Source organism: Demequina lignilytica (assembly GCF_030418305.1).
In the GTDB taxonomy this organism is placed as follows: Bacteria; Actinomycetota; Actinomycetes; order Actinomycetales; family Demequinaceae; genus Demequina; species Demequina lignilytica.
Genome location: NZ_JAUHPX010000004.1, coordinates 311,705 through 334,892, shown reverse-complemented (window position 1 = coordinate 334,892; position 23,188 = coordinate 311,705). Strand labels below are relative to the sequence as shown.

Annotated in this window: 22 protein-coding genes and 1 tRNA gene; 15 read left to right on the top strand and 8 right to left on the bottom strand. The window is 72.7% G+C overall.

What is annotated here, in order from left to right:
* The 5 genes from QQX10_RS08805 to QQX10_RS08785 form a co-directional block, all read left to right on the top strand.
* On the top strand, window positions 1–1,483 hold a 1,483-nt coding region (locus tag QQX10_RS08805; RefSeq protein ID WP_301118629.1), incomplete at its 5' end, for a hypothetical protein.
* Between the two features lie 52 nt (window positions 1,484–1,535).
* Window positions 1,536–2,210 (top strand): dTMP kinase, encoded by a 675-nt coding sequence (gene tmk / locus QQX10_RS08800; RefSeq protein ID WP_301118630.1) that lies wholly within the window; start codon window positions 1,536–1,538, stop codon window positions 2,208–2,210.
* A complete protein-coding gene (locus QQX10_RS08795; protein WP_301144543.1) occupies window positions 2,207–3,355 on the top strand; it encodes a DNA polymerase III subunit delta' in 1,149 nt (382 codons plus the stop codon). The genes tmk and QQX10_RS08795 overlap by 4 nt, the downstream gene beginning before the upstream one ends.
* A gap of 9 nt (window positions 3,356–3,364) precedes the next feature.
* Window positions 3,365–4,903, top strand: a complete 1,539-nt coding sequence (locus QQX10_RS08790; protein ID WP_301118632.1) for an alpha/beta hydrolase — start codon at window positions 3,365–3,367, stop codon at window positions 4,901–4,903.
* 40 nt (window positions 4,904–4,943) lie between these two features.
* Window positions 4,944–5,019, top strand: a tRNA-Thr gene (locus QQX10_RS08785).
* Window positions 5,020–5,163: 144 nt separating this feature from the next.
* Here the strand turns inward: QQX10_RS08785 and QQX10_RS08780 are convergent.
* Window positions 5,164–5,391 carry an RNA-binding S4 domain-containing protein gene (locus QQX10_RS08780; RefSeq protein WP_301118633.1) on the bottom strand — a complete coding sequence of 76 codons (228 nt, stop codon included), beginning with the start codon at window positions 5,389–5,391 and terminating at the stop codon, window positions 5,164–5,166.
* A gap of 149 nt (window positions 5,392–5,540) precedes the next feature.
* Between QQX10_RS08780 and QQX10_RS08775 the strand changes: the two genes are divergently transcribed.
* Window positions 5,541–5,888: a hypothetical protein gene (locus tag QQX10_RS08775; RefSeq protein WP_301118634.1), complete on the top strand. Its 348-nt coding sequence runs from the start codon at window positions 5,541–5,543 to the stop codon at window positions 5,886–5,888.
* Between the two features lie 25 nt (window positions 5,889–5,913).
* On the opposite strand, the gene QQX10_RS08770 is transcribed toward QQX10_RS08775, so the two are convergent.
* Both QQX10_RS08770 and QQX10_RS08765 read right to left on the bottom strand, forming a co-directional pair.
* The gene (locus QQX10_RS08770; protein WP_301118635.1) at window positions 5,914–7,086 is read right to left on the bottom strand and encodes a 4-hydroxybenzoate 3-monooxygenase; all 1,173 of its coding nucleotides are present in this window, start codon (window positions 7,084–7,086) and stop codon (window positions 5,914–5,916) included.
* An 88-nt stretch (window positions 7,087–7,174) separates the two neighbouring features.
* Window positions 7,175–7,927: an IclR family transcriptional regulator gene (locus QQX10_RS08765; protein ID WP_301118636.1), complete on the bottom strand. Its 753-nt coding sequence runs from the start codon at window positions 7,925–7,927 to the stop codon at window positions 7,175–7,177.
* Between the two features lie 40 nt (window positions 7,928–7,967).
* Here QQX10_RS08765 and QQX10_RS08760 point away from each other — a divergent pair, with 40 nt between their 5' ends.
* Window positions 7,968–8,615 (top strand): nucleotidyltransferase domain-containing protein, encoded by a 648-nt coding sequence (locus tag QQX10_RS08760; RefSeq protein ID WP_301118637.1) that lies wholly within the window; start codon window positions 7,968–7,970, stop codon window positions 8,613–8,615.
* On the opposite strand, the gene QQX10_RS08755 is transcribed toward QQX10_RS08760, so the two are convergent.
* Complete coding sequence (locus tag QQX10_RS08755) at window positions 8,606–9,523, bottom strand: LysR family transcriptional regulator (protein ID WP_301118638.1); 918 nt, start codon at window positions 9,521–9,523, stop codon at window positions 8,606–8,608. The genes QQX10_RS08760 and QQX10_RS08755 overlap by 10 nt on opposite strands.
* A gap of 225 nt (window positions 9,524–9,748) precedes the next feature.
* On the opposite strand from QQX10_RS08755, the gene QQX10_RS08750 reads away from it, so the two are divergent.
* From QQX10_RS08750 to QQX10_RS08730, 5 genes are read left to right on the top strand one after another with little or no spacing between them, the layout of a single operon-like run.
* Entirely contained in the window at window positions 9,749–10,702 is a 954-nt protein-coding gene (locus QQX10_RS08750) for an amidohydrolase family protein (protein ID WP_301118639.1), read from the top strand.
* Between the two features lies 1 nt (window position 10,703).
* Window positions 10,704–12,071 carry a protocatechuate 4,5-dioxygenase subunit alpha/beta gene (locus QQX10_RS08745; RefSeq protein WP_301118640.1) on the top strand — a complete coding sequence of 456 codons (1,368 nt, stop codon included), beginning with the start codon at window positions 10,704–10,706 and terminating at the stop codon, window positions 12,069–12,071.
* Window positions 12,068–13,024, top strand: a complete 957-nt coding sequence (locus QQX10_RS08740; RefSeq protein WP_301118641.1) for a Gfo/Idh/MocA family oxidoreductase — start codon at window positions 12,068–12,070, stop codon at window positions 13,022–13,024. The genes QQX10_RS08745 and QQX10_RS08740 overlap by 4 nt, the downstream gene beginning before the upstream one ends.
* Complete coding sequence (locus QQX10_RS08735; protein WP_301118642.1) at window positions 13,021–13,995, top strand: aldo/keto reductase; 975 nt, start codon at window positions 13,021–13,023, stop codon at window positions 13,993–13,995. Before QQX10_RS08740 ends, QQX10_RS08735 begins: the two co-directional genes overlap by 4 nt.
* Window positions 13,992–14,699: a substrate-binding domain-containing protein gene (locus QQX10_RS08730; RefSeq protein ID WP_301118643.1), complete on the top strand. Its 708-nt coding sequence runs from the start codon at window positions 13,992–13,994 to the stop codon at window positions 14,697–14,699. The genes QQX10_RS08735 and QQX10_RS08730 overlap by 4 nt, the downstream gene beginning before the upstream one ends.
* A gap of 116 nt (window positions 14,700–14,815) precedes the next feature.
* Here QQX10_RS08730 and QQX10_RS08725 read toward each other — a convergent pair whose 3' ends face one another.
* Together QQX10_RS08725 and QQX10_RS08720 are read right to left on the bottom strand one after the other, a co-directional pair.
* Window positions 14,816–15,664, bottom strand: a complete 849-nt coding sequence (locus QQX10_RS08725) for an oxygenase MpaB family protein (protein WP_301118644.1) — start codon at window positions 15,662–15,664, stop codon at window positions 14,816–14,818.
* Between the two features lie 59 nt (window positions 15,665–15,723).
* Window positions 15,724–16,662, bottom strand: coding sequence for an alpha/beta hydrolase (locus QQX10_RS08720; RefSeq protein ID WP_301118645.1), 939 nt, complete (start codon window positions 16,660–16,662; stop codon window positions 15,724–15,726).
* Window positions 16,663–16,788: 126 nt separating this feature from the next.
* On the opposite strand from QQX10_RS08720, the gene QQX10_RS08715 reads away from it, so the two are divergent.
* Window positions 16,789–18,252 (top strand): copper resistance CopC/CopD family protein, encoded by a 1,464-nt coding sequence (locus QQX10_RS08715; protein ID WP_301118646.1) that lies wholly within the window; start codon window positions 16,789–16,791, stop codon window positions 18,250–18,252.
* 9 nt (window positions 18,253–18,261) lie between these two features.
* Here the strand turns inward: QQX10_RS08715 and QQX10_RS08710 are convergent, their stop codons facing one another.
* Window positions 18,262–18,906, bottom strand: coding sequence for an AMIN-like domain-containing (lipo)protein (locus QQX10_RS08710; RefSeq protein ID WP_301118647.1), 645 nt, complete (start codon window positions 18,904–18,906; stop codon window positions 18,262–18,264).
* 163 nt (window positions 18,907–19,069) lie between these two features.
* Here QQX10_RS08710 and QQX10_RS08705 point away from each other — a divergent pair, with 163 nt between their 5' ends.
* Together QQX10_RS08705 and QQX10_RS08700 are read left to right on the top strand one after the other, a co-directional pair.
* A complete protein-coding gene (locus tag QQX10_RS08705) occupies window positions 19,070–20,419 on the top strand; it encodes an oligosaccharide MFS transporter (RefSeq protein WP_301118648.1) in 1,350 nt (449 codons plus the stop codon).
* 189 nt (window positions 20,420–20,608) lie between these two features.
* Complete coding sequence (locus QQX10_RS08700; protein ID WP_301118649.1) at window positions 20,609–21,634, top strand: glycoside hydrolase family 43 protein; 1,026 nt, start codon at window positions 20,609–20,611, stop codon at window positions 21,632–21,634.
* Window positions 21,635–21,886: 252 nt separating this feature from the next.
* Here QQX10_RS08700 and QQX10_RS08695 read toward each other — a convergent pair whose 3' ends face one another.
* On the bottom strand, window positions 21,887–22,831 hold the full coding sequence (locus QQX10_RS08695; protein WP_301144542.1) for an endonuclease domain-containing protein: 945 nt from the start codon (window positions 22,829–22,831) through the stop codon (window positions 21,887–21,889).
* Between the last annotated feature and the right edge of the window lie 357 nt (window positions 22,832–23,188).

The window sequence follows — 23,188 nt, the reverse complement described above, 5'->3', positions numbered from 1 at the left end:
CGGCGGGGTCGCGGTGGGCGCGCACCTGCGTGCCGAGGGTGTCGCCGAGGGTCTGGTGGCGCGGGCGCATCGTCGCCGGACACGTCGGACGTTGGCGTCGGCGGCGGCGTCGGTCGCGGTGCTCGCGTTGGCGGGCACGGTCGCGGTCGAGCTGCTGCGTCCTGCGCCGGATCCGGCAGGTCCGGTGCATCGCGACGACGTGCCCTCGATCGACCGCATCGTCAATCCGGAGGCCGCGGACCTGTTCCAGTGCGGCGTGGAGCCCGTCGAGCTGCCCGAGCAGGGCGTGACCATCGCCGAGGACGCCGACCGCGACGCCCACCCCGACGTCGAGGTGGCGCTGTTCGAGAGGTACGTCGACGCGTCGGGCGCGGACGTGGAGGTGCGGCTTCCCGTCGACGGGTCCGTCACGGCCGATCCCGACGCTGCCCTGGTGTTCGCCACCACGGTCGCGTGGGGCGAGGACGGACCGCCCGAGACCTGGGGCGTCTCCACCGCGGGCGCGGTCCTCGGCGACGACGGCACGCCCGTGATGATCCACGACGGCGTCACGGTGCGCGGTGACCTCCTGCCCGTGGTCGAGCAGCTGCGGGCCCTCGAGGGCGGCTTCGACGCCTACGCCTGCGGCGAGGCGTTCGCGGGCGAGCACACGGTGCTGACGGTGGTGCAGGTCTGGGAGGGCGACCCTGGCACCGTGGTCGCGACCTATGTGAACCCGGGCTGGGGGGACGATGCGGTGGTCGCCTTCGCGGACCGGCCGGAGGAGATCACGCTCGGAACGGACGATGCGGCCCGCAGGGAGCAGGGCGCGCTGATCCAGCAGGTGGCCCAGGAGGGCGTGCCGCTGACGGAGGCCGGAGGAGGCTACGCGTCACCGGCCCTGACGTCCGCTGCGCAGGTCAACGGCACGGCGGCGTGCGTGCGCGCGGACGCGGCGCCGACGCTCGACTCGATCCGCGTGATGCCGACGCCGTTCGACTCCAGCAGCTTCGAGACACGCCTCGGCCCCGTGCTCTTCGACAACTCCGCGAATCGTGACGATGCGATCGAGCTGGTGGCCCCGCTGGTCAGCTGGACGGGGGAGCGGGCCGATCACCCGTGGGTCTTCCACCAGTACCGGAGCACGCTGCTCATCTACGACGACGACGGCGCGCTCGTGGCGGTGTTCGAGGGCGACGGCTCCGTCGGGATCGGCGAGGGGCCGGACGCAGGGACGGTCGCGAAGGTGTTCCAGTACGACGCCGGCTGCGCGGTGCCCTCGGAGTGGCCGCAGGAACCGGGCGACTACTCCGCGGTCTATGTCGCCGACCTCCTGTTCCTTCCCGGCTCCCGGGGGGAGGTGGCGACGGTCGATGAGCTCGGGCTCGCGGAGCCCCCTGACGGATGGTTCCTGATGCCGGAGTTCGTGATCGCGCCGGATGATCCGCTCCGCAAGGAGGAGCTCGTGGTGCCGCCGGACCGCGCTTCGCCGATCATCCCCTGAGCGCCGCCCCCCTGACAGCCGGGTGTCCCCGGGTCCCGGTAGATTCGTCCCCATGGCGTACGCGGGGTTCTGGGTGGTGTTCGAGGGTGCCGACGGCGTGGGCAAGACCACGCAGATCGAGGCCCTCGCCGCGCACCTGAGCGGACCCGCCGGCGGCGGCCACCGGGTGCTGACCACGCGCGAGCCCGGCGGCACCGACCTCGGGGTCGAGCTGCGCCAGGCCATCATGCACGGCGACCACGTGGCGCCCCGCGCCGAGGCGCTGCTGTACGCCGCCGACCGCGCGCACCACATCGCCACCAAGGTGCGCCCCGCGCTCGAGGACGGCCAGGTGGTGCTTCAGGACCGCTACCTCGACTCGTCGATCGTCTACCAGGGCGGCGCCCGCGGGCTCGGGGACATGGTCGAGGAGATCTCGCTGTGGGCGACCGAGGGGCTGCTCCCCGACCTCACGATCGTGCTCGACATGGAGCCCGACCCGAGCCGGATGGCGCGCGACCTCGACCGGGTCGAGCGGGAGACCATCGAGAAGGCGGCGACCATGCGCCAGACCTTCCTCACGCTCGCCTCGCGGGACCCGGGCCGGTACGCCGTGGTCGACGCGGGCCGACCGGTCGAGTCGGTGGCCGGTGATGTCGCCGTCGCCGTGATGGACGCGATGGCCGCGCGAGCCGAGCGGGAGGCGCAGCCGGAGGAGCTCCCCGTCGAGCCGTGGGGCACGCCGTGACCACGCTCGCGGGGGTCTGGGCGGAGACCGTCGGGCAGGCGCACGCGGTGGGTCCGCTGCGCGCCGCGATCGACGACCCGTCCGCGATGACCCACGCCTGGCTCATCACGGGCCCGCCCGGCTCCGGGCGCTCGAATGCCGCCCGCGCGTTCGCCGCCGCGCTGCAGTGCGAGCGCGGCGGCTGCGGCGAGTGCCGCGAGTGCACCACGGCCCTCGCGGGGACGCACGCCGACGTCAAGGTGGTGGCGACGGAGAAGGTGACCATCGCCATCTCCGAGGTCCGCGAGCTCATCACGCTCGCCCAGTCGACGCCGAGCCAGGGCCGCTGGCGCGTGATCATCGTCGAGGACGCGGACCGCATGGCGGAGCGCACCTCGAACGTGCTGCTGAAGTCGATCGAGGAGCCGCCGCCACGCACGGTGTGGCTGCTGTGCGCGCCCAGCCCGCAGGACGTCGCCGTGACCATCCGGTCCCGCTGCCGTATCGTCCCCCTGCGCACCCCCGATCCCGAGGACGTCGCGCGACTCCTCGAGACCCGTGACGGGATCGCGCCCGACCTCGCGCTCGAGTGCGCCCGGGCCGCGCAGAGCCACATCGGCGTCGCGCGTCGCCTCGCGCGCGATCCCGAGGCGCGCGCCCGCCGCGCTCAGGTGCTGGCCCTGGCGACCGAGATCCGCGGCGTGGGCGACGCGATCCTCGCGGCGGCGGACCTGGTCGAGGTCGCGGACGCCGATGCCAAGGCCGCGACCGAGGAGCGCGACGCCGCCGAGAAGGTGGCGCTCATGCAGACCCTGGGCGTCGAGGAGGGCGCGCGCGTCGCCCCGGCGCTGCGGGCCCAGCTGCGCCAGCTCGAGGAGGACCAGAAGCGGCGCGCCACGCGTCACAAGCGCGACGTGCTCGACCGCGCGATCACCGACCTCATGTCGCTCTACCGTGACGTGGCCGTCGCCCAGACGGGCGCGACCGTGACGCTGGTCAACACCGCGCACGACGGCCGCATCCGCGACCTCGCCGCCCGGACGGCGCTGGCGGACACCATGCGCTGCCTCGACGCGCTCGGCACCGCGCGCGAGCGCCTCGCCGGCAACGTCGCGCCGCTGCTGGCGCTCGAGGCGATGATGTTGGACCTGCGCCCCCGCGGTTAGGGTGAGCGCATGCCTCGCCCCCTGACCGCCGCGGTCGCGGCCGCCCTGACAGCGCTGCTGCTCGCGGCCTGCGTCCCCGAGCGAGCCCAGATCACCCCGAGCGACGACTCGGTGCCGACGTCGATCCCCTCGACCACCGCATCGTCCGGCCTCGACGTCTACGACCAGACGGTCGACTGGAGCGCCTGCGGAGTCCTCGAATGCGCGACCATCCAGGTGCCGGTGGACTGGACGGACCCGACGGGGCCCACGACGGATCTCGCGATCAACCGCTCGGCCGCCACCGACCCCGCGAACCGCATCGGCTCGCTGCTGATCAACCCCGGCGGCCCGGGCGGATCGGGGCTGGACCTCACGGAGTACTTCGTGAGCTCCGCGGGGGAGGACCTGCTCGCCGCGTACGACGTGATCGGCTTCGACCCGCGCGGCGTCGGCCAGTCCTCGCCGCTGCAGTGCGGGGACGCCGACGTGATCGACACCTACTACCTGACGGACCTGGTGCTGGAGACCGAGGGCGCGATCGAGGACGCCCGTCAGGCGACGGTCGACTTCGCGGCCGGCTGCCGCGAGCTGTCCGGGCCGCTGATCGAGAACGTGGACACCACATCGGCCGCCCGGGACATGGACGTGATCCGCGCGCTGCTCGGCGACGACGAGCTGTACTACCTGGGCTTCTCCTACGGCACCCAGCTGGGCGCCACCTACGCGGCGCTGTACCCGGAGAACGTCGGCCGGATGGTCCTCGACGGTGCGGTCGACTTCCTGCTCGACGGCGAGCAGGTCGCGATCGAGCAGGCCGAGGGATTCGAGCGATCGCTCGGCAACTTCGCCGAGTGGTGCCTCGCCAGCGCGGACGACTGCCCGCTGACCGGCACCGTCGAGCAGGCGAAGGCCCAGGTCAAGGAGATCGCGCTTCATGCGCGCGACACCGGGTACCAGAACTCCGACGGCGACCGGGTGAACGGCAACGAGCTCGTGTACGGCATCGTGGTGACCCTGTACGACGAGGGCTCGTGGCCGTACCTCTCAGCCGCGCTGCAGGAGGTGGCGGACCGGGGGACCGCGGACATCTTCTTCCAGCTCGCGAACTTCTACCTCGACAAGGACTCGTCCAGCGGGGAGTACCTGTCGAACTCGATGTGGTCGTTCACGGCGATCGGCTGCCTCGACGGGCCCGTGAGCGAGCCGACCACCGTCGACTCCCTCGCCGACTTCACGGCGCAGATCTCGCAGGCATCGCCCACCTTCGGCTGGTGGTTCGCGGGATCCCTCGGCTGCGACGGCTGGCCGTGGGAGGCGAAGGAGCCTGTCACGTCGCTCGAGGCCACCGCGGATGCGGCGCCCATCCTCGTGGTGGGCACCACCAACGACCCGGCGACACCGTACTCGTGGGCCGAGTCGCTCACCGAGCGCCTGGGCGACGCCACGTTGCTGACCTACGACGGCGAGGGCCACACCGCCTACGGCCGCTCGAACCAGTGCATCATCGACGCGGTCGACGGCTACCTGGTGGACGGGGAGATGCCGGTTTCGGGAACCACCTGCTGAGGCGCTATCATGTCTACCCGTGCCTCTCTTGAGGGTGCACGCCGCCTTAGCTCAGTCGGCAGAGCGATTCACTCGTAATGAATAGGTCAAGGGTTCGATTCCCTTAGGCGGCTCCATCTGGAAGCCCCGGACCGCGAGGACCGGGGCTTCTCGCGTTCCCGGACCGCGCATCGTGCTTCCTGTGAGGACATGGGGGTACGGTTCCGGCCCGATCCATACCCTCATCTCCTCACGGGAGGCGGGACGATGCGGTCGACGGCTCAGCCGGTAACGCGCGCCCGGCGTCCGCCGAGGCTGACGATGTCGCCCACCTGGAGCTGCCGCCCGCGTCGCAGGTCGACCTCGCCGTTGACGAGCACCTCGCCCTCGCGGATCGCCTCCTTCGCCTCCCCGCCGGAGTCGACGAGCCCGGCGAGCTGGAGGAACTGGCCCAGGCGGATGCCGCCGCCATGGGTGGGGACGTCGTCGATCGGTGAAGAGGTCGCCATGGCCGCATGCTAGCCCGCCGCGCGGTGGTGCCTCCCACGAGTGCACGACGCGACGGTGGGGGTCGTGTGCGTCGCGCGGTGCACTCGCAGCGCGCGACGAGCTCGGCGTGCCCCGGGTGCCACAACCGATCTTTGCCTATCCTTGACCCGTGGACGACCTGCGCTGCACCGCACCCAAGCGAGGGCATCACACTCTCGCGTCCGCGGTCGCCTGCCCCGCGCACCGCGAGCAGGCCCTCCGGGACGCCGCGCACGACGTCCAGACCACGCAGGTCGCGAGCATCCAGCCGGTCGAGCGGCGGATGCTCGCCGCCGATCCGAGCACCCAGGCGTCGATGCTCGAGCTCCTCGCGACGGACACCGCGCGCTCGGTGCGTCTCCTGGTCGCCCGCAACCCGGCGACGCCCGCCGCGACGGTCGCCGCGATGGTCGACGATCACGATGCGGCGGTCGCCCAGGTGGCGGCCTCCCGCGCACGCGAGCTCGCCGAGCGCTGACGCGCGCCCTGGCGCCCCCGCCCGCTCAGGCGAACGGCCAGCCCGTGTACGCCTCGGCCAGGTAGGTCCGTCCGGCCTCCGACCCGACCACCGAGCGCAGCTCGCCGAGCTGCCGCTGCCGGTCGAACTCCGAGGCCTCCGGCGCGAGGTGCAGCATCGAGGTCATCCACCAGGAGAAGTGCTGCGCCTTCCAGATGCGATCGCTCGCGGCCTCGGCGAAGCCGTCGAGCGGCCCCGCGTCGCCGCGCAGCAGCAGCGCCTCGAGCGCGCGCGCCAGCAGCAGCACGTCCGCGACCGCGAGGTTCATCCCCTTCGCGCCGGTGGGCGGCACGGTGTGGGCCGCGTCGCCGACGATCGCGACCCGCCCGCGCCGCAGGTCCCGCGCAACGAAGGAGCGGAAGCGCAGCACGTCGCGCTGGAAGATCGGCCCCTCGACCAGCGAGGTGCCGGGCACCCGCTCCTGCAGGGTGTCCCAGATCTGCGCCTCGCTCATCGCGCTCGCATCCGCCTCGGGCGAGCACTGGAAGTACATGCGCTGCACGGTCTCCGACCGCTGGCTGATGAGCGCGAACCCCGCGGGCGAGTTGGAGTAGATGAGCTCCTCCGCGCTCGGCGGGGCCTCGCACAGGATGCCGAACCATGCGAACGGGTACTCGCGGAAGTACCCGCCGTGCGACCCGCTGAGCGCCTTGCGGACCACCGAGTGCGACCCGTCGGCGCCCACCACGAAGTCGGCCTCGACCTCGAAGGCGACCCCCGCATCGTCCACCGCCTGCACGCGCGGTCGGAGGCTGTCGGCATCGGCGACCGCGGTCGCCGTCACGCCGAACCGCAGGTCCTGCCCCGCGGCGAGGCGCGCGGCGAGCAGGTCCTTGAGCGCCTCGTGCTGCGGGTACAGCCACACGGACCGTCCCGTGAGGCCGGGGAAGTCGATCCGGTGGCCCTCGCCGGAGAAGCGCAGCTCGATGCCGTCGTGCCGCTGGCCCACGGTGTGGACGCGCGATCCCGGGATGGTGGCGAGCAGGTCCACGGTGCCCTGCTCGAGGATCCCGGCCCGGATGGTCGACTCGATCTCCTCGCGCGAGCGCTGGTCGAGGATCACCGAGTCGATCCCCGCGGCGGCGAGCAGGTGCGACAGGATCAGCCCGGCGGGGCCGGCGCCCACGATGGCGACCTGGGTGCGAACTGGTGCGGTCATGATGTCTCCTTTGACACGATGCGACGCCAGTGTGCGGCGCGGGACGATGCCCCGGCGCAGTTTTCCCATTGAACGGGAACTGGGATGCTCAGGCGGGTGCGGCGAGCGCGGTCTCGACGTCGCGGGCGGCCCGGCGCAGCTCCTCGACCGCCGGCGCGGTCGGCGCCTCGCGGGGGAGCACCACCGACAGCGCCGCGATCGCCCGGCCCGCGCGGTCGCGGACCGGCACCGCCACGCCTGTCGAGACCTCCTCGATGTAGCCCGGCGCGATCGCGTGCCCGAGCCGGCGCACCTCCGCCAGCGTGCGCCGGAGGGCGCCCGGATCGGTGGGCGTCGACGGGCTGACGCGCCGCAGGGGTCCCGCGAGGATCCGCTCCTGCAGCTCCGGGCCGCCGAACGCCAGCAGCACCAGCCCCGAGGAGGCCGCGTGCAGCGGCAGCCGCCCCGCGATCCGGGTGATGTTGGCGCCCGCCTGGGGGTGGCTGAGCCGCTCGAGGAACAGCGCCTCGTCCTGCTCGAGGATCGCGAGCTGGGTGTGCTCGCGCACCCGCGCCTGGACCCTCTCCATCGCCGGCAGCGCCGCCTGCCGCACCCGCAGCGCGTGCGAGGAGCGCGTCGCGAGCTCCCACAGCCGCAGCCCGACGCGGACCCGCCCCTCCGGGTCGCGGTCGAGCAGCCCCGCGTCCACCAGGTCCCCGACCACGCGGTGCGCCGTCGACGGCGGCAGCCCGGCGCGACGGCCGATGTCGGAGGCCGTCTGGACGGTCCGGGTGGGCGTGAACGTCTCCAGGATCCGCACGATGCGGTCCGTCACCGAGTCGCCCGACGGGGAGTTCGCCACGGCGGCAGGATCCCACAGCGAGCGGCGGTAGCCTCGGACCATGTCGCCGACGACGCCGCCCGCCACGCCGTGGGCGCCGCTCACCCCCGAGGCGGTCTCCGACCTGCTCGCCTCCACGGATGCGCGCTGGTGGCTGTCCGGGGGCGTCGCGCTCGACCGCTGGCTGGGCGCCCCCATCCGCGAGCGCGAGAACATCGACGTCAGCACCGTCCCCGCCGACCTGCCGGCGCTTGTCGCGGCGCTGCCCGCATCGTTCACCGCCTGGGCGACGGTGGACGATGCCCTGGTGCCCTACGCGGAGGTCCCCGAGGACGCGGACGTGCAGCCCGTGCTGGTCCGGGATGACGATGCGGGTGCCTGGGTGCTGCGCGTCAACGTCGAGGACGGGGCGCCGCGCGCGTGGCTCTACCGCCGGGACGCGCGCCTGCAGCTGCCGTGGGAGCGTGCGGTGCTGGACGTCGACGGAATCCCGACGGGCGCCCCCGAGGTCCAGCTGCTGTGGAAGTGCTTCAGCGTCCGCCCGGAGGACGACGTGGACAAGGACGCCGTGATGCCGCACCTGTCCGAGGAGGCGCGGGCGTGGTGGGAGAAGGCGCTGCTGCGGATCCACCCGCATTCGTCCTGGACCATCCCGGTGCGCAGCCCGATGTTCCCGGCGCGGGCGAGCTGGAACCGTCCTCAGCGCTGAGCGTCGTCGGTGAACTCGCCGCTGGAGACGGCGTGCAGCACGAGGCGGCGGAACCAGCGCTGGGCGGGGGAGAGGTTCATCTCGCGCCGGGAGTAGAGCGCGACGGGGGAGCTCGTGCCCGGCCACGGCAGGTCCGCGAGCTGCAGGTCGGGGAACCAGCCGCAGAACACGTCCGCGACGTGCCGGGGCAGCAGGGCGACCAGGTCGGTCGCGACCAGCACCGCGGGCACGGTCGAGTGCTCCTCGACGGTCAGGGCGACCTGGGGGACCAGGCCGTGCTCGACCAGCGCTTGCGTCGGGAACACGTGACCGCCGCGGGCGGACACGCGGATGAACCGGCGCCCGTCGAACATGTCCGGACCCGTGGCCGGGAGGGGGTGCTCGCGGGACGTGAGCGCGACGTACTCGACGCCGCGCACGGGCGTGCGCCACAGGCGGGAGGTGTCCATCACCGAGACGGTCAGGGCGACGTCGAGCGCGCCCCGCACGAGCTCCTCCTCGGCCACCTCGGCGTCGAGGCGCTTCACGACCAGCCGCGGCGACGCGCCCTTGGCCCGCAGGGATGACATGACGGGCGGGAGGAAGGTCTGCTCGCCGATCGAGGTGAGCCCGAGCACCAGTTCGCCGTCGAAGCCCTCGGGGTCGAAGGCGGCGCTGTCGGTCACGGTCGCGTCGATCTGGGCCAGCGCCTCGTGGAGCGGGCCGAACAGCTGGGTCGCGCGCGGCGTCGGGACCATCACGTGGCCCTCGCGGCGGAACAGGTCGTCGCCGAACCGCTTGCGCAGCCGCGCGAGCGTGTAGCTCACGGTCGGCTGGGTCACGAAGAGCCGGTCGGCGGCGCCGGTGAGGCTGCGGGTCTCGTAGAGCACCACGAAGGTGCGGAGCTGGTTCAGATCGGCCACGGACATGTATCGAACCCATCTATGCGGCGTCGCAGTCGAATCTATTGGACCACAGTCCGCGGCGGGCCTACTGTCGGAGGAGCAGGACCCGCCAGTGACAAGGACGCCACTCGTGATCATCGACACCTCCGGTCGTGACGACCCGGCCGCCTCGAGCCCCTGCGGCGCGTGCCAGGGCTGCTCCTGCAGCTCCAGCATCGTCGCCCTCCCCCAACCGTCGGTGCCGGGCCGATGACCTCCAGCGGCACCGCGACCCACGGCGTCACCACCGGTGGGTTCGACAAGACCCCCGGCTGGCTGGACTGGTACGACGGCCCCGCGACGCCGGCCTTCCGTCTGCCCGCCGGCGCCGTGGACGCGCACTGCCACGTGTTCGGCCCGGGAGGGGAGTTCCCCTACGCGCCCGAGCGGAAGTACACGCCCTGCGACGCCTCCGCCGCGCAGCTGTTCGCGCTGCGTGACCACCTGGGCTTCGACCGCAACGTGATCGTCCAGGCGACCTGCCACGGTGCGGACAACAGCGCCCTGGTGGACGCGCTGCGACGCAGCGAGGGCCGCGCCCGCGGCGTCGCCACCGTGCGCCGCGACGTCACCGCGGAGCAGCTCGCCGAGCTGCACGCGGCCGGGGTGCGCGGCGTGCGCTTCAACTTCGTCAAGCGCCTCGTGGACCGCGTGCCCACCGACTCCCTCGAGGAGATCGTCGCGAAGATCGCGCCGCTCGGCTGGCACGTGGTCATCTACTTCGAGGCAGAGGACCTGCCGGAGCTCTACGACTTCTTCTCCGCCATCCCGACGGATCTGGTGGTCGATCACATGGGCCGGCCCGACGTGACCAAGGACGTGGACGGTCCCGAGTTCGGCCTGTTCCTGCGCTTCATGCGCGAGAACCCGAACGTGTGGACCAAGGTGACCTGCCCCGAGCGGCTGTCCGTCACCGGTCCGCGCGCCCTCGACGGTGAGCGGGACGCCTACACCGACGTGGTGCCGTTCGCCCGACGCGTGGTCGAGCTCTTCCCCGACCGCGTGCTGTGGGGCACCGACTGGCCCCACCCCAACCTCAAGGACCACATGCCCGACGACGGGCTGCTGGTCGACCACATCCCCCATATCGCCACCACGCCCGAGCGGCAGCGCCAGCTGCTGGTCGACAACCCGCACCGCCTGTACTGGCCCGAAGGAGAATGACATGGCTCTCGACAAGCCCTACAAGAAGATCCCGGGCACGATCATCTTCGACGCCGAGATGGCCCGGAAGGGCTACCACCTCAACCAGTTCTCGATGTCGCTGATGAAGCCCGAGAACCGCGAGCGCTACCTCGCGGACCGCGCGGCGTACCTCGACGAGTGGCCGCTGTCGCCCGCGCAGCGCCAGGCCGTGCTCGACCTGGACCTCAACGCCATGATGGCCGAGGGCGGCAACATCTACTTCCTGTCCAAGATCGGCGCCACGCACGGCCTGAGCTTCCAGCAGATGGCCGGGTCCATGACCGGCATGAGCGAGGCCGCCTACCGCGACATGATGATCGAGGGCGGCCGCCGTCCCGAGGGCGTGCGGCTCAAGGACCTCGACGGGTGGACGCCGCCGTCGACCGAGAAGGCCACGACCATGCGGAAGGACGCCCCGGCCGCGTACACCTCCGCGCTGTTCACGTCGCACGTGCCGGCGATCGGCGCCGCGATGGACCTCGGCAAGACCGAGGAGCCGTACTGGAAGAAGGTGTTCGCCGGCTACGAGTGGACCCGCAAGTGGGCCAAGGAGAACACGCCGGACGTCATCATCCTGGTCTACAACGACCACGCCACGGCCTTCGACTCGAGCCTCATCCCGACCTTCGTGCTCGGCACCGGCGCGCACTACCCGGTCGCGGACGAGGGCTACGGTCCGCGCCCCGTCCCGGACGTGTACGGCCACCCGGAGCTCGCCGCGCACATCGCCCAGTCGGTGATCCAGGACGACTTCGACCTCACGCTGGTCAACGAGATGGTGGTGGACCACGGCCTCACCGTGCCGCTCTCGCTCGTGTTCGGCGACGTCGACGAGTGGCCGTGCAAGATCATCCCGCTGCCCGTCAACGTGGTGCAGTACCCCGTCCCATCGGGCCGCCGCTGCTACGAGCTGGGCAAGGCGATCCGCCGCGCCCTCGACAAGTGGGACGGCGAGCCCCTCAACGTGCAGATCTGGGGCACCGGCGGCATGAGCCACCAGCTCCAGGGCCCGCGCGCGGGCCTCATCAACGAGGAGTGGGACAACGCCTTCCTCGACCACCTCATCGCCGACCCGAAGGGCCTGACCGAGTGGCCCCACATGGAGTACGTCGACGAGGCGGGCTCCGAGGGCATCGAGCTGGTCGACTGGCTCATCGCCCGCGGCGCCATGGACGACCAGTTCGAGGGCGAGGCTCCGACCGTCGACCACCGCTTCTACCACGTGCCCGCCTCCAACACCGCGGTCGGCCACCTCGTGATCAGCAACCCCGTGGGCCGCACGGCCGCGGCCGAGGAGGCCGAGTCCCAGGTAGCCTCGGACGCGAAGCCGGAGGTGGTGCACGCGTGAGCAGCGACAAGGTCCGCGTCGCCGTCGTCGGCGCCGCCGGCGCCTTCGGGATGAAGCATCTCGACGGGCTCGCGAGCATCGACGATGCGGTGGTCACGGTGGTGTCCGGCACCAGGCCGGAGCCGACCCAGGCGGTCGCGGACAGGTACGGCGTCCCGGCCGCGGTGGTGGGCTACGAGGCGGTGCTCGAGCGCGACGACGTCGACGCGGTGATCCTCGCCACCCCGACCGGGCTGCACGCGTCCCAGACGCAGGCGGCGCTCGCGGCAGGCAAGCACGTCCAGGTCGAGATCCCGCTCGCGGACTCGCTCGCCGACGCCGAGGCCACCCTCGCGGCGGCCGAGGCCTCGTCGCTGGTGGCGATGGTCGGGCACACCCGCCGCTTCAACCCCTCACATCAGTGGGTGCACCAGCGGATCGCGGCCGGGGAGTTCGGCATCCAGCAGATGGACGTGCAGACCTACTTCTTCCGCCGCACCAACACCAACGCCAAGGGCGAGCCGCGGTCCTGGACCGACCACCTCCTGTGGCACCACGCCGCGCACACCGTGGACCTGTTCGCCTACCAGGCCGGACGCATCGTCCAGGCGAACGCGATCCAGGGCCCGATCCACCCGGAGCTGGGCATCGCGATGGACATGTCGATCCAGCTCAGGGCGGAGTCCGGGGCGATCTGCACGCTGTCGCTGTCCTTCAACAACGACGGTCCGTTCGGCACCTTCTTCCGCTACATCGGCGACACCGGCACCTACATCGCGCGCTACGACGACCTGGTCGACGGCCGCGAGGAGCCCATCGACGTGTCGAACGTCGCGGTCAGCATGAACGGCATCGAGCTGCAGGACCGGGAGTTCGTCGCGGCGATCCGCGAGGGCCGCGAGCCCAACTCCTCGCTGCGCCAGGTGATCGACTGCTACCGCGTGCTGGGCGCGCTCGAGGAGCAGCTCGCGTGATCCTGCCTCGCATCGGCCTGGGCTGCATGGAGCTCAGCCACGCCTACGGCGTGGCACCCTCGCCCGAGGATGGGGAGCGCATGCTGCGCGCCGCCCTCGACGCCGGCGTGCGGCACCTCGACACCGCCACGCTCTATGGCGGCGGGCGCAACGAGGAGCTCGTGGGGCGTGCGCTGCGGGGGCGGCGGGACGATGCGCTGGTGGCCTCCAAGGGCGGCATGGCGATGGTCGACGGGGTCAAGACCATCGACGGGCGCCCCGAGACCCTGAGGGCGCAGGTCGACGCGTCGCTCGGGCGGCTCGGCGTCGAACGCATCGACCTCTACTACCTGCACCGGTGGGACAAGTCCGTGCCGATCGGGGAGAGCGTCGGCGCTCTGGCCGACGCCGTGGCCGCCGGCAAGATCGGCGCGATCGGGCTGTCCGAGGTGTCCGTCGCGCGGCTGCACGAGGCGCTCGCGGTCGGGCCCATCGCCGCCGTGCAGAACGAGTACTCGCTGTGGAGCCGCAACCCCGAGCTCGGGATCCTCGAGGCGACCCGGGAGGCCGGCGTCGCGCTGGTCGCGTTCTCGCCTGTGGCCCGCGGCTTCCTCGCGGGCGCGGTCGAGGACCCGGAGGCGCTCGCCCCGAAGGACATCCGGCGGGGCATGCCGCGCTTCCAGTCGGACCACTGGCCCGCCAACGCGGCGCTGCTGCCGGCCTGGAGGGCGCTCGCCGTCGAGGCCGGGTGCACGCCCGCGCAGCTCGCGCTCGCGTGGGTCCTGTCGCGCGGGCCGCACGTCACGGCGATCCCGGGCACGACGAGCCTCGCGCACGCGCTCGAGAACGAGTCAGTCGTCTCGCTGAGTATCGATTCCGCTCTCCTGGAGCGCGCGGGCGCGCTCATCGACACCGCCACGGTGTCGGGCGGTCGCTACAACGCCGCGCAGTCCGCCGAGGTGGACGCCGAGTCCTTCGAGGACGCCGCATGAGGGCGATCTCCTCGATGGCGACCCGCCACGTGCTCGCGGACCTGGTCGCGGCTGCCGCGGACGCGGGGCTCCCTGAGGTCGAGGTCGAGTCGGTCGGCGGCGTGGACGCGGCGCGCCGGGTGGCCGAGGGTGAGCCGTTCGACCTGGTCTTCCTCGCCGACGGCGCGCTGGGCCGGCTCGCCGACGCCGGTCACGTCGACGCGGCCACGCTGACCCCGCTGGTGGTCTCGGAGGTCGCGGTCGCCGTGCCCGCGCCGGGAGTCGATGCCGCCGTCGCTCCGGACGGACCCGCCTTCCCGGACGCCGCGGCCATGCGGGAGACGCTGCTCGCCGCGCCGCGCATCGGCTACTCGACCGGGCCGAGCGGGACGGCGCTGGTCGCGATGATCGAGCGGTGGGGCCTCGCGGACGAGCTCGGCGGTCGCCTGGTGCAGGCGAGGCCCGGCATCCCCGTCGCCGCGTCGCTCGCGGCCGGCGACGTGGACCTGGGGTGTCAGCAGCTGAGCGAGCTCGCGGGTCAGCCGGGGATCCGGATCCTGGGCACGCTGCCGGACGACTGCGCGATCACCACGGTGTTCGCGGGAGCCGTCGCGACCGCCGCGACCGACCCGGACGGCGCGCGCGCCGTCCTCGCGCTGCTCGCGTCCGACGCGGTCGACGCGATCAAGGTCCGGCACAGCTTCGCGGTGCCCGCGCGCGCCTGAACCGCCTCGCCCCGCTCGCCAGCCCGCGCCCTTCGCGCGCCTCGGTCGTCGCCGGACATGAGTGCCGGATCGAGGTGCGGATCGCGCGCTCATGTCCGGCCAGCGGACCGTGCGCCTCAGAACAGCGGTCGCCCCGCCGCGAGCCGCTTGCGCACGTCGCGAAGCGGCCGCGTCAGCGGCGCCTCGCGGAGGGCCCGCGGCAGCGCGCGCTGCACGGCGGCCATGCGGCGGTTGAAGCGTTCGAAGCGGCGCTGGTCGTCGTCGGTCCAGGTCATCCGCATCAGCTCCCGGAACTGCGGGCCGAGGTAGCCGCCGGTCATCCGGATGCGCCAGCGGATCAGCGGCGCGGGCAGGTCGCGGCCGAGGTACTCGAGGCGCAGCACGCGCCACAGGTAGGCGCGGGTGCGATCGTCCATCTCGAGGCGGGTGAGGTGCTCGCTCCACCACGCCTCGAAGTCGTCGCGGGTCGCGGGCCACGCCTCGGCGGGCATCTGCAGGGTGGTGCCGAACACCCTGCCCTGCCGGTAGAACTCCTCCCGGAACGGCCCGGCGAGAGGCCCGTGCACGCGCTCGTAGGCGTGCTCGGCCCCCCGGTAGAGGCATGCCGCCACCCACTGCTGGAGCGCCGGGTCGAAGGCGCGGTAGGGAACCCGCGTCCCGGGCGGCGACGTCACCGGCGCGTGCGACCGGTTGGTCGCGGCCCGGTAGGCGGCGCGCTCGTCGGCCCTGCCCAGCATCGTCACCGCGATGTACCCGATGGTGGTCCTCATCCGCCGTCGCGGGTCGTGGAACAGCGCGCCGGGGCTGGTCGACTCGACCACGCCGTGGCCGACCGGCGGGTAGGACAGCTGCCAGATCACGTTCGCCGTGCCGGCGAGCTGGATGAACCAGTTTGCGCCCTCGCGGAGCGCGGCGGTGTCGATGCCGTCGAGCTCGTGTCGACGCTCGGCCTTGAGGGTCGTCATGCGGGCACGGTAGCACAGAAGTGAATCGCGATTCACTTATGGTCGCGAGCGCGGCCGGCTCAGGCGAGCGGCTGCACCCCTAGCCGCGCCGCCAGCCACGCCCACGCGCCGCCGACCAGCGCCTTCGACAGCGGGGTCGACGCGGCCCAGTTCTCGAAGCCGTGCGCCGCACCCTCGACCACCTCGAACGTCACGGGGACGCCCGCATCGTCCAACCGGCGGGCGTAGTCCGCGACCTCGTCGTGGAACAGCTCGATGTCGCCGGCGTAGAGCCAGGCGGGCGGCAGGCCGCCGAGGTCCTCCCGGCGCGCGGGCACCGCGTACGGCGGGACGGATGCCGCCCCGGGTGCGGCGCCCAGGTAGGCGCTCCATCCGACCCGGTTGCTCACGTTGCTCCAGACCACGTGGTCGACGGCGTCCAGGGACGTGTCCGCGGCGGTGCGGTCGTCGAGCATCGGGGCGAACAGCCACTGCGCGACCGGCTGCACCCCGCCGGAGTCCCGGAGCGACTGCGCCAGCGCCGCCGCGATCCCGCCTCCCGCGCTCTCCCCGCCGATCGCGACACGACCCGGATCGATCCCGAGCTCGCGGGCATGCGCGTGGAGCCACTCCCACGCCGCGGTCGCATCGTCCAGCGCGGCGGGGAACGGGTGCTCGGGCGCGAGCCGGTACTCGACGGAGACCACCACCGTGCCGAGTCGCTTCGCGGTGCGGGCGCAGAGGCCGTCGTCCTGCACGGCCGAGCCGATCACCAGGCCGCCGCCGTGGATCCACAGCAGGGCCGGCGCGGGTGCGGCGGGTGGGGTCGCGGGGGAGTAGACCCGCAGGCGTAGGCGGCCGGACCGCACCCAGCGCACGGCGACGCCGGCGACGGGCTTGGTGCGCTGCAGGCGCGGTCCCACGCGGCCGAGCCATCGCGCCCACCGCGTGCTGAGGTCGAGCGGTGGGAGCCGCCTCAGGGGCTCGTGCAGGTCCGGGTGAACGTCGGTGATCTCCATGGGAGCGCCTCTCCGCGTCGAGGGACGGCGGCGGATCCGGACCTCGATGTCCGGTGCCGTGCCACGGAGCATACGGGAGGGGTCAACCCTGGCGCCTCGCGCGCGTCCCGCCTACGCTCGACTGCCATGTCCGTCCCCACGAGCGTCCCCACGCGCACCGGCGCCGGTCGCCGCGCCCTGCCGGCCGCCCTCGCGGTGGCGCTCGCGGCGCTGCTCGCGCTCCTGGCCGCGGCGCCCGCGCAGGCGCACACCCAGCTCGACGCCTCCGACCCCGCGGACGGCTCGACCCTCACGGAGCCGGTCGAGCGCATCGTCCTGACGTACTCCCTGCCGGTGACGCCGCTGGGCGACGCGGTGGTGGTGACCGGACCCGACGGCCCCGTCGGCGTCGAGGTCACGCAGTCGGATGACGGCCTCGAGATGGTCGCGACGCCGGTCGCGGCGCTCGACGACGGCGACTACACGGTCGAGTGGACTGTCGCGGCGCAGGACGGTCACCCCCTCGACGGGATCTTCGCCTTCGCCGTGGTCGGAACCGAGCCGTCGCCCTCGGCCACGCCGTCCGCCAGCGCGTCCGCCGCCCCGACGCCCACCGCGAGCGCCTCGCCCTCGCCCTCGGCGTCGATGTCCCCGATGCCGGAGGATCACGAGGAGGACGCGGGCGGTGTCGGGGGCGACACCTTCGCCGAGATCCTGGCGCGCGCGGGCAGCGCGATCGCCCTATGGGCGCTGCTGGTCGGCGCGGGCGCGCTCGCCTTCGCCGCGATCGCGCTGCGCGGCACCGACCGGATCGACGAGCCGCGCGTCATCGCCGGCGTGCGCTGGTGCGGCGCGCTCCTCCTGGGCGGTCTCGCGCTGCGGCTCGTCGGCCGCTCCGAGCTGCTCGACGGCGGCTCGCTTGCCGATGGCCTCACCCTCGAGGCGCTCGACACGGCGACCACCGGGTCCGTCGCCTGGGTGCTGGGCCTGCAGGCGGCGGGCGCGCTGCTCATGCTGCTGGGCGCGTGGCGCAGCGCCCGCGGGTCGTGGCTCGCCGTGATCGGCGTGCTGCTCGCGGGCGCGGGCCACGTCCTCGGCGGGCACAGCAACACCGCCGAGCCGCGCTGGCTCGTGCTGACCGCCGACGTGGCGCACCTCGCGGCGGCCGCGATCTGGGTCGGCGGGGTCGTGACCCTGGCGAGCGTGCTGCTGCGCCGCCGCCGGGAGGGCCGGCCGCTCGACGCGGCCCGCATGGGCTCGCGCTTCGGGGTGGTCGCCGCGGGCGCGTTCGTGGTGGTGGGCGCCGCCGGCGTCGCGCTCACCTGGGCGATCGTGGACGAGCTCTCCGATCTGTGGGCCACGACCTGGGGCATCGTCCTGCTGGTGAAGGTCGCGGTGGTGCTCGTGGTCGGCGCGATCGGCGCCTACACGCACTTCTCCGTGGTGCCGCGGCTGAACCGCGCCGCGGCGACCTCCGCGGCGGCCTCTGCGGAGGCCGGCGGGGAGGACGATGCGACGCACCTGCGTCGCGCCGCCGTCGCCGAGGCGTGGCTGTTCGCGGCGGTCGTGATCGCCACCGCGGTGCTGGTCGCCTCCACCGTCCACATGTGACGGGCTCTCTCAGCCCGTGAAGACGTCCACGACCAAACGGACCGGGTCCTCGAGCCACGTCACCCGGTAGGGCCGCGCCTGGTCGAGCCCGATCCCGACGTGACTGATGCCCTCGAATCCGCCCAGGATCCGCGCCTCGAGGATCGCCCCGCCGCCCGCGAGGGTCATGGGACCTGTGTACGCGTCCTCGCCCAGCGGGGTGCCGTCGACCCATGCGCCGAACGCGACGTCGAGCGACGCCGCGCCGGCGAGCGCGGGCGTGAGCTCCTCCCCGGAGGGGTCGAGCGTGAAGGTGCTCGCCTCGTAGGGCGTGACGGACCACCCCGGCGCGGCCGTGGCCCCCGCGAACTCGAGCACCCAGCGGTCGTAGCAATCGTGGGTCCCCAGGCGCATGGTCGAGCCCCAGATCACGGGGCTCAGGTGCGCGCCCCAGTCGTCGGACGATGCGGTCGCCTCCTCCGTGCCGAAGGCTTCGCACGTCGGGGTGGGCGAGGGTGTGGGCGTCGGGGTCGGCGCGGGGCTCGGCGTCGCCGTCGCGGAGGGCATCTGGCTGGTCGCGCTCGGTGACGGCTCCGGCACGTCGCCCTGCGAGCACCCGGCGAGGAGGGTCGCGGTCAGCGCGATCGCGGCCAGCCATCGCCGGCTCCTGCTCACACCTTCAGGCTACGCCGGTGCGCGAACCTCGGGCTGTCAGAGGGGGCCAGCCCCCGGGCCCGACCCGCGATGGAATGCGGCACCGCTGGGAGCGTTTACAGTGAAGAGATCACTGTTTGACGGGTGCAAAGGTGGGCCCGACCCTCGCACGAAGGAGTCGCCCATGTCCGCTGCGCCCACGCCCGCCACGTCGCCGTCGCCCGGCGCGACCCCCGCATCGTCCGACCGGGGCCTGAGGGGGTCGCTGAGGCGGGGCGTGTTCTGGAACTACGGCGGTCTGTACTTCTTCTACTTCGCCATCTGGCAGATCTTCTTCTCCTTCCACGGGCTGTGGTTCGACCAGAGGGGCCTCGGCGAGGGCAACATCGGGCTGATCAACACCGTGATGGCGATCACTGCGCTGTGCCTCCAGCCGCTCTACGGCTACCTGCAGGACCGGCTCGGGCTGCGCAAGCACCTGTTCGCGTTCGTGGTGCTGTGCGGCGCGATGGTGGGGCCGTTCTTCGCCTTCGTGTTCACGCCGCTGCTGGCATGGAGCCCGGTGGGCGCGGCGGTCGTGTCCGGCATGTTCATGGCGCTGGTGCTGCTGGCCGGCGTGAGCGTGGTGGAGGCGTTCAACGAGCGCGCCTCGCGCGCCAACGACTTCGAGTACGGGCATGCCCGCCTCTTCGGCTCGCTCGCGGGCGGCACCATCACCCTGGTCGCGGGCTGGCTGTGGGCGAACGTGAACCCCGACAGCATCTGGTGGGCGGCATCCTTCTGCGCGCTCGTGCTCGGCGCGCTCCTGTTCGTCGCGCGGGTGCCGCGGCAGGCGGAGCAGAGCGCGGCCGAGGGTGAGCACTCCTCCGTCAAGGTGAGCCGCGCGGCGGTGCTGGGCCTGGTCAAGGATCGCAGCTTCCTCGGCTTCGTCGTGCTGATGTTCGGGACCGCGGCGCTCTACGACGTGTTCGATCAGCAGTTCTCCATCTACTTCGCCGCCCACGTCGACCACGGCGACCCGGTCTCCCTGTTCTCCTACGTGGTCACCATCCAGATCTTCGCGGAGGCCGCAGTGATGCTGGTCGCGCCCTGGTTCGTCAACCGGATCGGCGCCAAGCGCGGTCTGCAGCTCTTCGCCGCGATCCTGGTGGTCCGCGTGCTGGGCTCGGCGCTGGTCACCACGACGGAGGCGCTGATCGCGTGGCGCCTGCTCGCCGCGATCGAGATGCCGCTGATGCTGGTCTCCGTGATGAAGTACATCACCCGCACGTTCGACGTCCGCATCTCGGCCACCGCGTACATGCTCGGCTTCGGGGTCGCGAAGTCGCTGGGTGTCGCCGTCTTCTCGCTGCCGATCGGCGTGGCCTACGAGTCCATCGGCTTCTCGAACGCCTACCTGGTGATGTCCGTCGCGATCGTGGCGGTGACGGTGGTCGCGAGCCTGCTCATGCGCAACGACCGGCCGCGCGGCCGCGGCGGTGCGGACGATGCGGGTGCACCGGCGGGCGAGGAGCTCGCCACCGCGCGCACCTGAGCGGCGGGGCGAGCGCGTGCCGGCTCGACTCCGCGCACGCATGGTGGCGCACCGGTTCGACACGCGCTTTCCATCGTTGTAAACTCGTGACCAGTCTCAGGCCCCGGGGGACGTCCGCATCCGTGCGGATGCCCCCGAGGCCCGCCGTACCAGCGACGATGCGGCGACCGCCTGTCGAAGGAGCCATCCGTGTCCGAGGACCTCATCCCGAACCCCATCGTGCTGCAGCGCGCCGACCCGTGCGTGCTCCGCGACGGTGACCAGTACTACTTCACCGGCTCGCACCCGCGGTACGACCGCATCGTCCTGCGTCGCGCCTCGCGCCTCGAGGACCTGCAGGCGGCCGAGGAGCACACCATCTGGGTGAAGCACGACTCGGGTCCGCAGTCGCAGCTGATCTGGGCGCCCGAGATCCACCGGGTGAACGGCGCCTGGTACGTCTACTACGCGGCGTCGCCCACGGGCGCGCCGTCGGCGGACGAGCCCGGCACCGCCGAGACCTTCAACCACCGCGTCTACGTCCTCGAGTGCACCGACGCCGACCCCATCACGGGCACCTGGGTCGAGCGCGGCCAGGTCGACACCGGCTGGGAGACGTTCGCGCTGGACGCCACCAGCTTCGTGAAGGACGGCGTCCAGTACCTGGTGTGGGCGCAGCAGGATCTCGCGATCCGCGGCAACTCGAACCTGTACATCGCGCGCATGGCGAACCCGTGGACGCTGGCCACGCCGGCGGTCATGCTGACCAAGCCGGAGTACGACTGGGAGACCCGCGTGTTCTGGGTCAACGAGGGGCCGTCCGTGCTGCAGCGGGACGGCAGGCTGTACCTCAGCTACTCGGCGTCCGGCACGGGCATCGAGTACGCGATGGGCCTGCTGACGGCCGACGCGGACGCGGATCCGCTCGACCCGGCGGCCTGGACCAAGTCGCCGGAGCCGGTGTTCACCTCCGATCCCGCCGTCGGCATCTACGGGCCCGGCCACAACTCGTTCACGGAGAACGAGGACGGCGAGACCGTGCTGGTCTATCACGCCCGCACCTACACCGAGATCGTGGGCGACCCCCTGTGGGAGCCCAACCGTCAGGCGTGCGCGCAGGTGCTGCCCTTCGTCGACGGCGAGCCCGTGTGGGGGACGCCGGTGCCGTTGACCCGCCCCGCTCCCACGTCGACCGAGGTGCTCCCCCCGGAGGGCATGCCGCAGCTGACGGCCTAGCCGCCGGGCCCCCGCCCTGGCAGGATTGGCGGGATCCGGCGCGGGTCGCCGCCCGTGCCAGGGGATTCGGAGGACGCATGCTTGCGGACGCACCGGTCGTGGCCGGCCTGATCGTCTTCGTCGCCTACGTCGGCGTGGTCGCGGTGCTGTGGCGGGTGAACCGGGTCGACTACGCGGCCATCGCGGCCAGCCGGACGAGCGTCGTACGCGGCGGGCCGCCAGCTGTGAGTGCACCGCGCGACGTTGGACGCCCTAGGCGTCGCGTCGTGCACTCGCAGGACCCGCGAGGCGCGCGGATACGGTCGTGAGCACCCGGTCCCGGCACCACGCGGGCCGATCGACCACATCGCGCCAGCCGAAGCGGAGCACAGCGAACCCTGCGGCGACCAGGTCCGTCTGGCGCTCGCGATCCGCATCGCGCGCCTGGCGCGTCGAGTGATAGCGGTCGCCGTCGAGCTCGACCACGACCGCCGCGCGCCGGTGCAGCATGTCGACGGTGGCGCGCCGCGATCTCAACGCCAGCGGAACCTGCCACTCGAACTCTCGGAAGCGCTGATCCGCGAAGGTCTCGTACCGTGCGCGGACCTCGAGCGGGGTGGTGGCGCCGGCGGCGAACCAGCCGAGCATCCGCTCGAGCTCGACGCGTCCCGGCACCCGCGGAGCGCGCTCGACCTCCCGCCGGAGCTGGCGCCAGCTGCAGGCGCGCGCCCACAGGGCCTCCCACGCGATGCTTGCCCGGCGCTCCGGTGCGGCGAGACGCCAGGCATCGAGCAGCGTGCGCTCGGGGACCGCGCAGTTCACCATGGAGAAGCTGGTGCTCACCCGTGGCGTCCCCACCTGCAGCAGCCGCACCCAGCTCGGGGATCGCAGGTGCTGTCCACGCGGCACGATCAGGGCGGCCCGGTCCGGCGCGGGAAGTTGGCGCGCGCACAGATGCAGCGCCAGCTCGCCGGTGACCAGGCCCGCGGGGTGCCACAGGTTGAGGGCCTCGCCTCGAACCACCGGATCAGCTGCGTGGCGGGAACCGCAGTAGACGCTCGGCAGCAGCCGGGTCACGGCTCCGTCGGCGATGGCGCGGGTGAGTCGCCGGGTCGACCAGGCGTGGAGCAGCTCGGCGCGCGACCACGCATGGGGATGGGAGTCGAGGTGGTCGGCCAGGAGGCCGCTGGGCATGGGCACCCCCGGGATCGCGCGCATCTCTCCAGCGCAACAGAGCATCGGGAGCGCGGAGCCGCCGCTCGGAGATCTGTGGACGAGCGCCGGCTGTCCACAGCCGCCGTTGTCGGTCCTGCGAGTGCACCGTGCGACGCCGAGCGCCCTAGGCGTCGCGCCGTGCACTCACAGGGCTTCTGGGGCACGGCGCAGGGCCGGGACGATGCGCGACACGCCCGGATGCGTTGTCGCATCGACGGCCGTTCTGGCCGGCGGCGACATGGGCCCGAGCCGGTCGGCGCTTCGGCCGGAAACGCCCCGACTTGAGGCCTTCTACATCACGAATCGGCCACATTCATCCCCGAAAAGCGCAACAAAACGGACATAACATACGTCCCGAAC

What these genes read in the sequence shown, in the direction of transcription:
- QQX10_RS08730 (WP_301118643.1), top strand. Translation starts at nt 13,992, where the DNA reads ATGAGGGCGATCTCCTCGATGGCGACCCGCCACGTGCTCGCGGACCTG.
- QQX10_RS08770 (WP_301118635.1), bottom strand. Translation starts at nt 7,086, where the DNA reads ATGACCGCACCAGTTCGCACCCAGGTCGCCATCGTGGGCGCCGGCCCC.
- QQX10_RS08780 (WP_301118633.1), bottom strand. Translation starts at nt 5,391, where the DNA reads ATGGCGACCTCTTCACCGATCGACGACGTCCCCACCCATGGCGGCGGC.
- QQX10_RS08760 (WP_301118637.1), top strand. Translation starts at nt 7,968, where the DNA reads ATGTCGCCGACGACGCCGCCCGCCACGCCGTGGGCGCCGCTCACCCCC.
- QQX10_RS08725 (WP_301118644.1), bottom strand. Translation starts at nt 15,664, where the DNA reads ATGACGACCCTCAAGGCCGAGCGTCGACACGAGCTCGACGGCATCGAC.
- QQX10_RS08705 (WP_301118648.1), top strand. Translation starts at nt 19,070, where the DNA reads ATGTCCGCTGCGCCCACGCCCGCCACGTCGCCGTCGCCCGGCGCGACC.
- QQX10_RS08745 (WP_301118640.1), top strand. Translation starts at nt 10,704, where the DNA reads ATGGCTCTCGACAAGCCCTACAAGAAGATCCCGGGCACGATCATCTTC.
- QQX10_RS08790 (WP_301118632.1), top strand. Translation starts at nt 3,365, where the DNA reads ATGCCTCGCCCCCTGACCGCCGCGGTCGCGGCCGCCCTGACAGCGCTG.
- QQX10_RS08715 (WP_301118646.1), top strand. Translation starts at nt 16,789, where the DNA reads ATGTCCGTCCCCACGAGCGTCCCCACGCGCACCGGCGCCGGTCGCCGC.
- QQX10_RS08750 (WP_301118639.1), top strand. Translation starts at nt 9,749, where the DNA reads ATGACCTCCAGCGGCACCGCGACCCACGGCGTCACCACCGGTGGGTTC.
- QQX10_RS08720 (WP_301118645.1), bottom strand. Translation starts at nt 16,662, where the DNA reads ATGGAGATCACCGACGTTCACCCGGACCTGCACGAGCCCCTGAGGCGG.
- QQX10_RS08695 (WP_301144542.1), bottom strand. Translation starts at nt 22,831, where the DNA reads ATGCGCGCGATCCCGGGGGTGCCCATGCCCAGCGGCCTCCTGGCCGAC.
- tmk (WP_301118630.1), top strand. Translation starts at nt 1,536, where the DNA reads ATGGCGTACGCGGGGTTCTGGGTGGTGTTCGAGGGTGCCGACGGCGTG.
- QQX10_RS08755 (WP_301118638.1), bottom strand. Translation starts at nt 9,523, where the DNA reads ATGTCCGTGGCCGATCTGAACCAGCTCCGCACCTTCGTGGTGCTCTAC.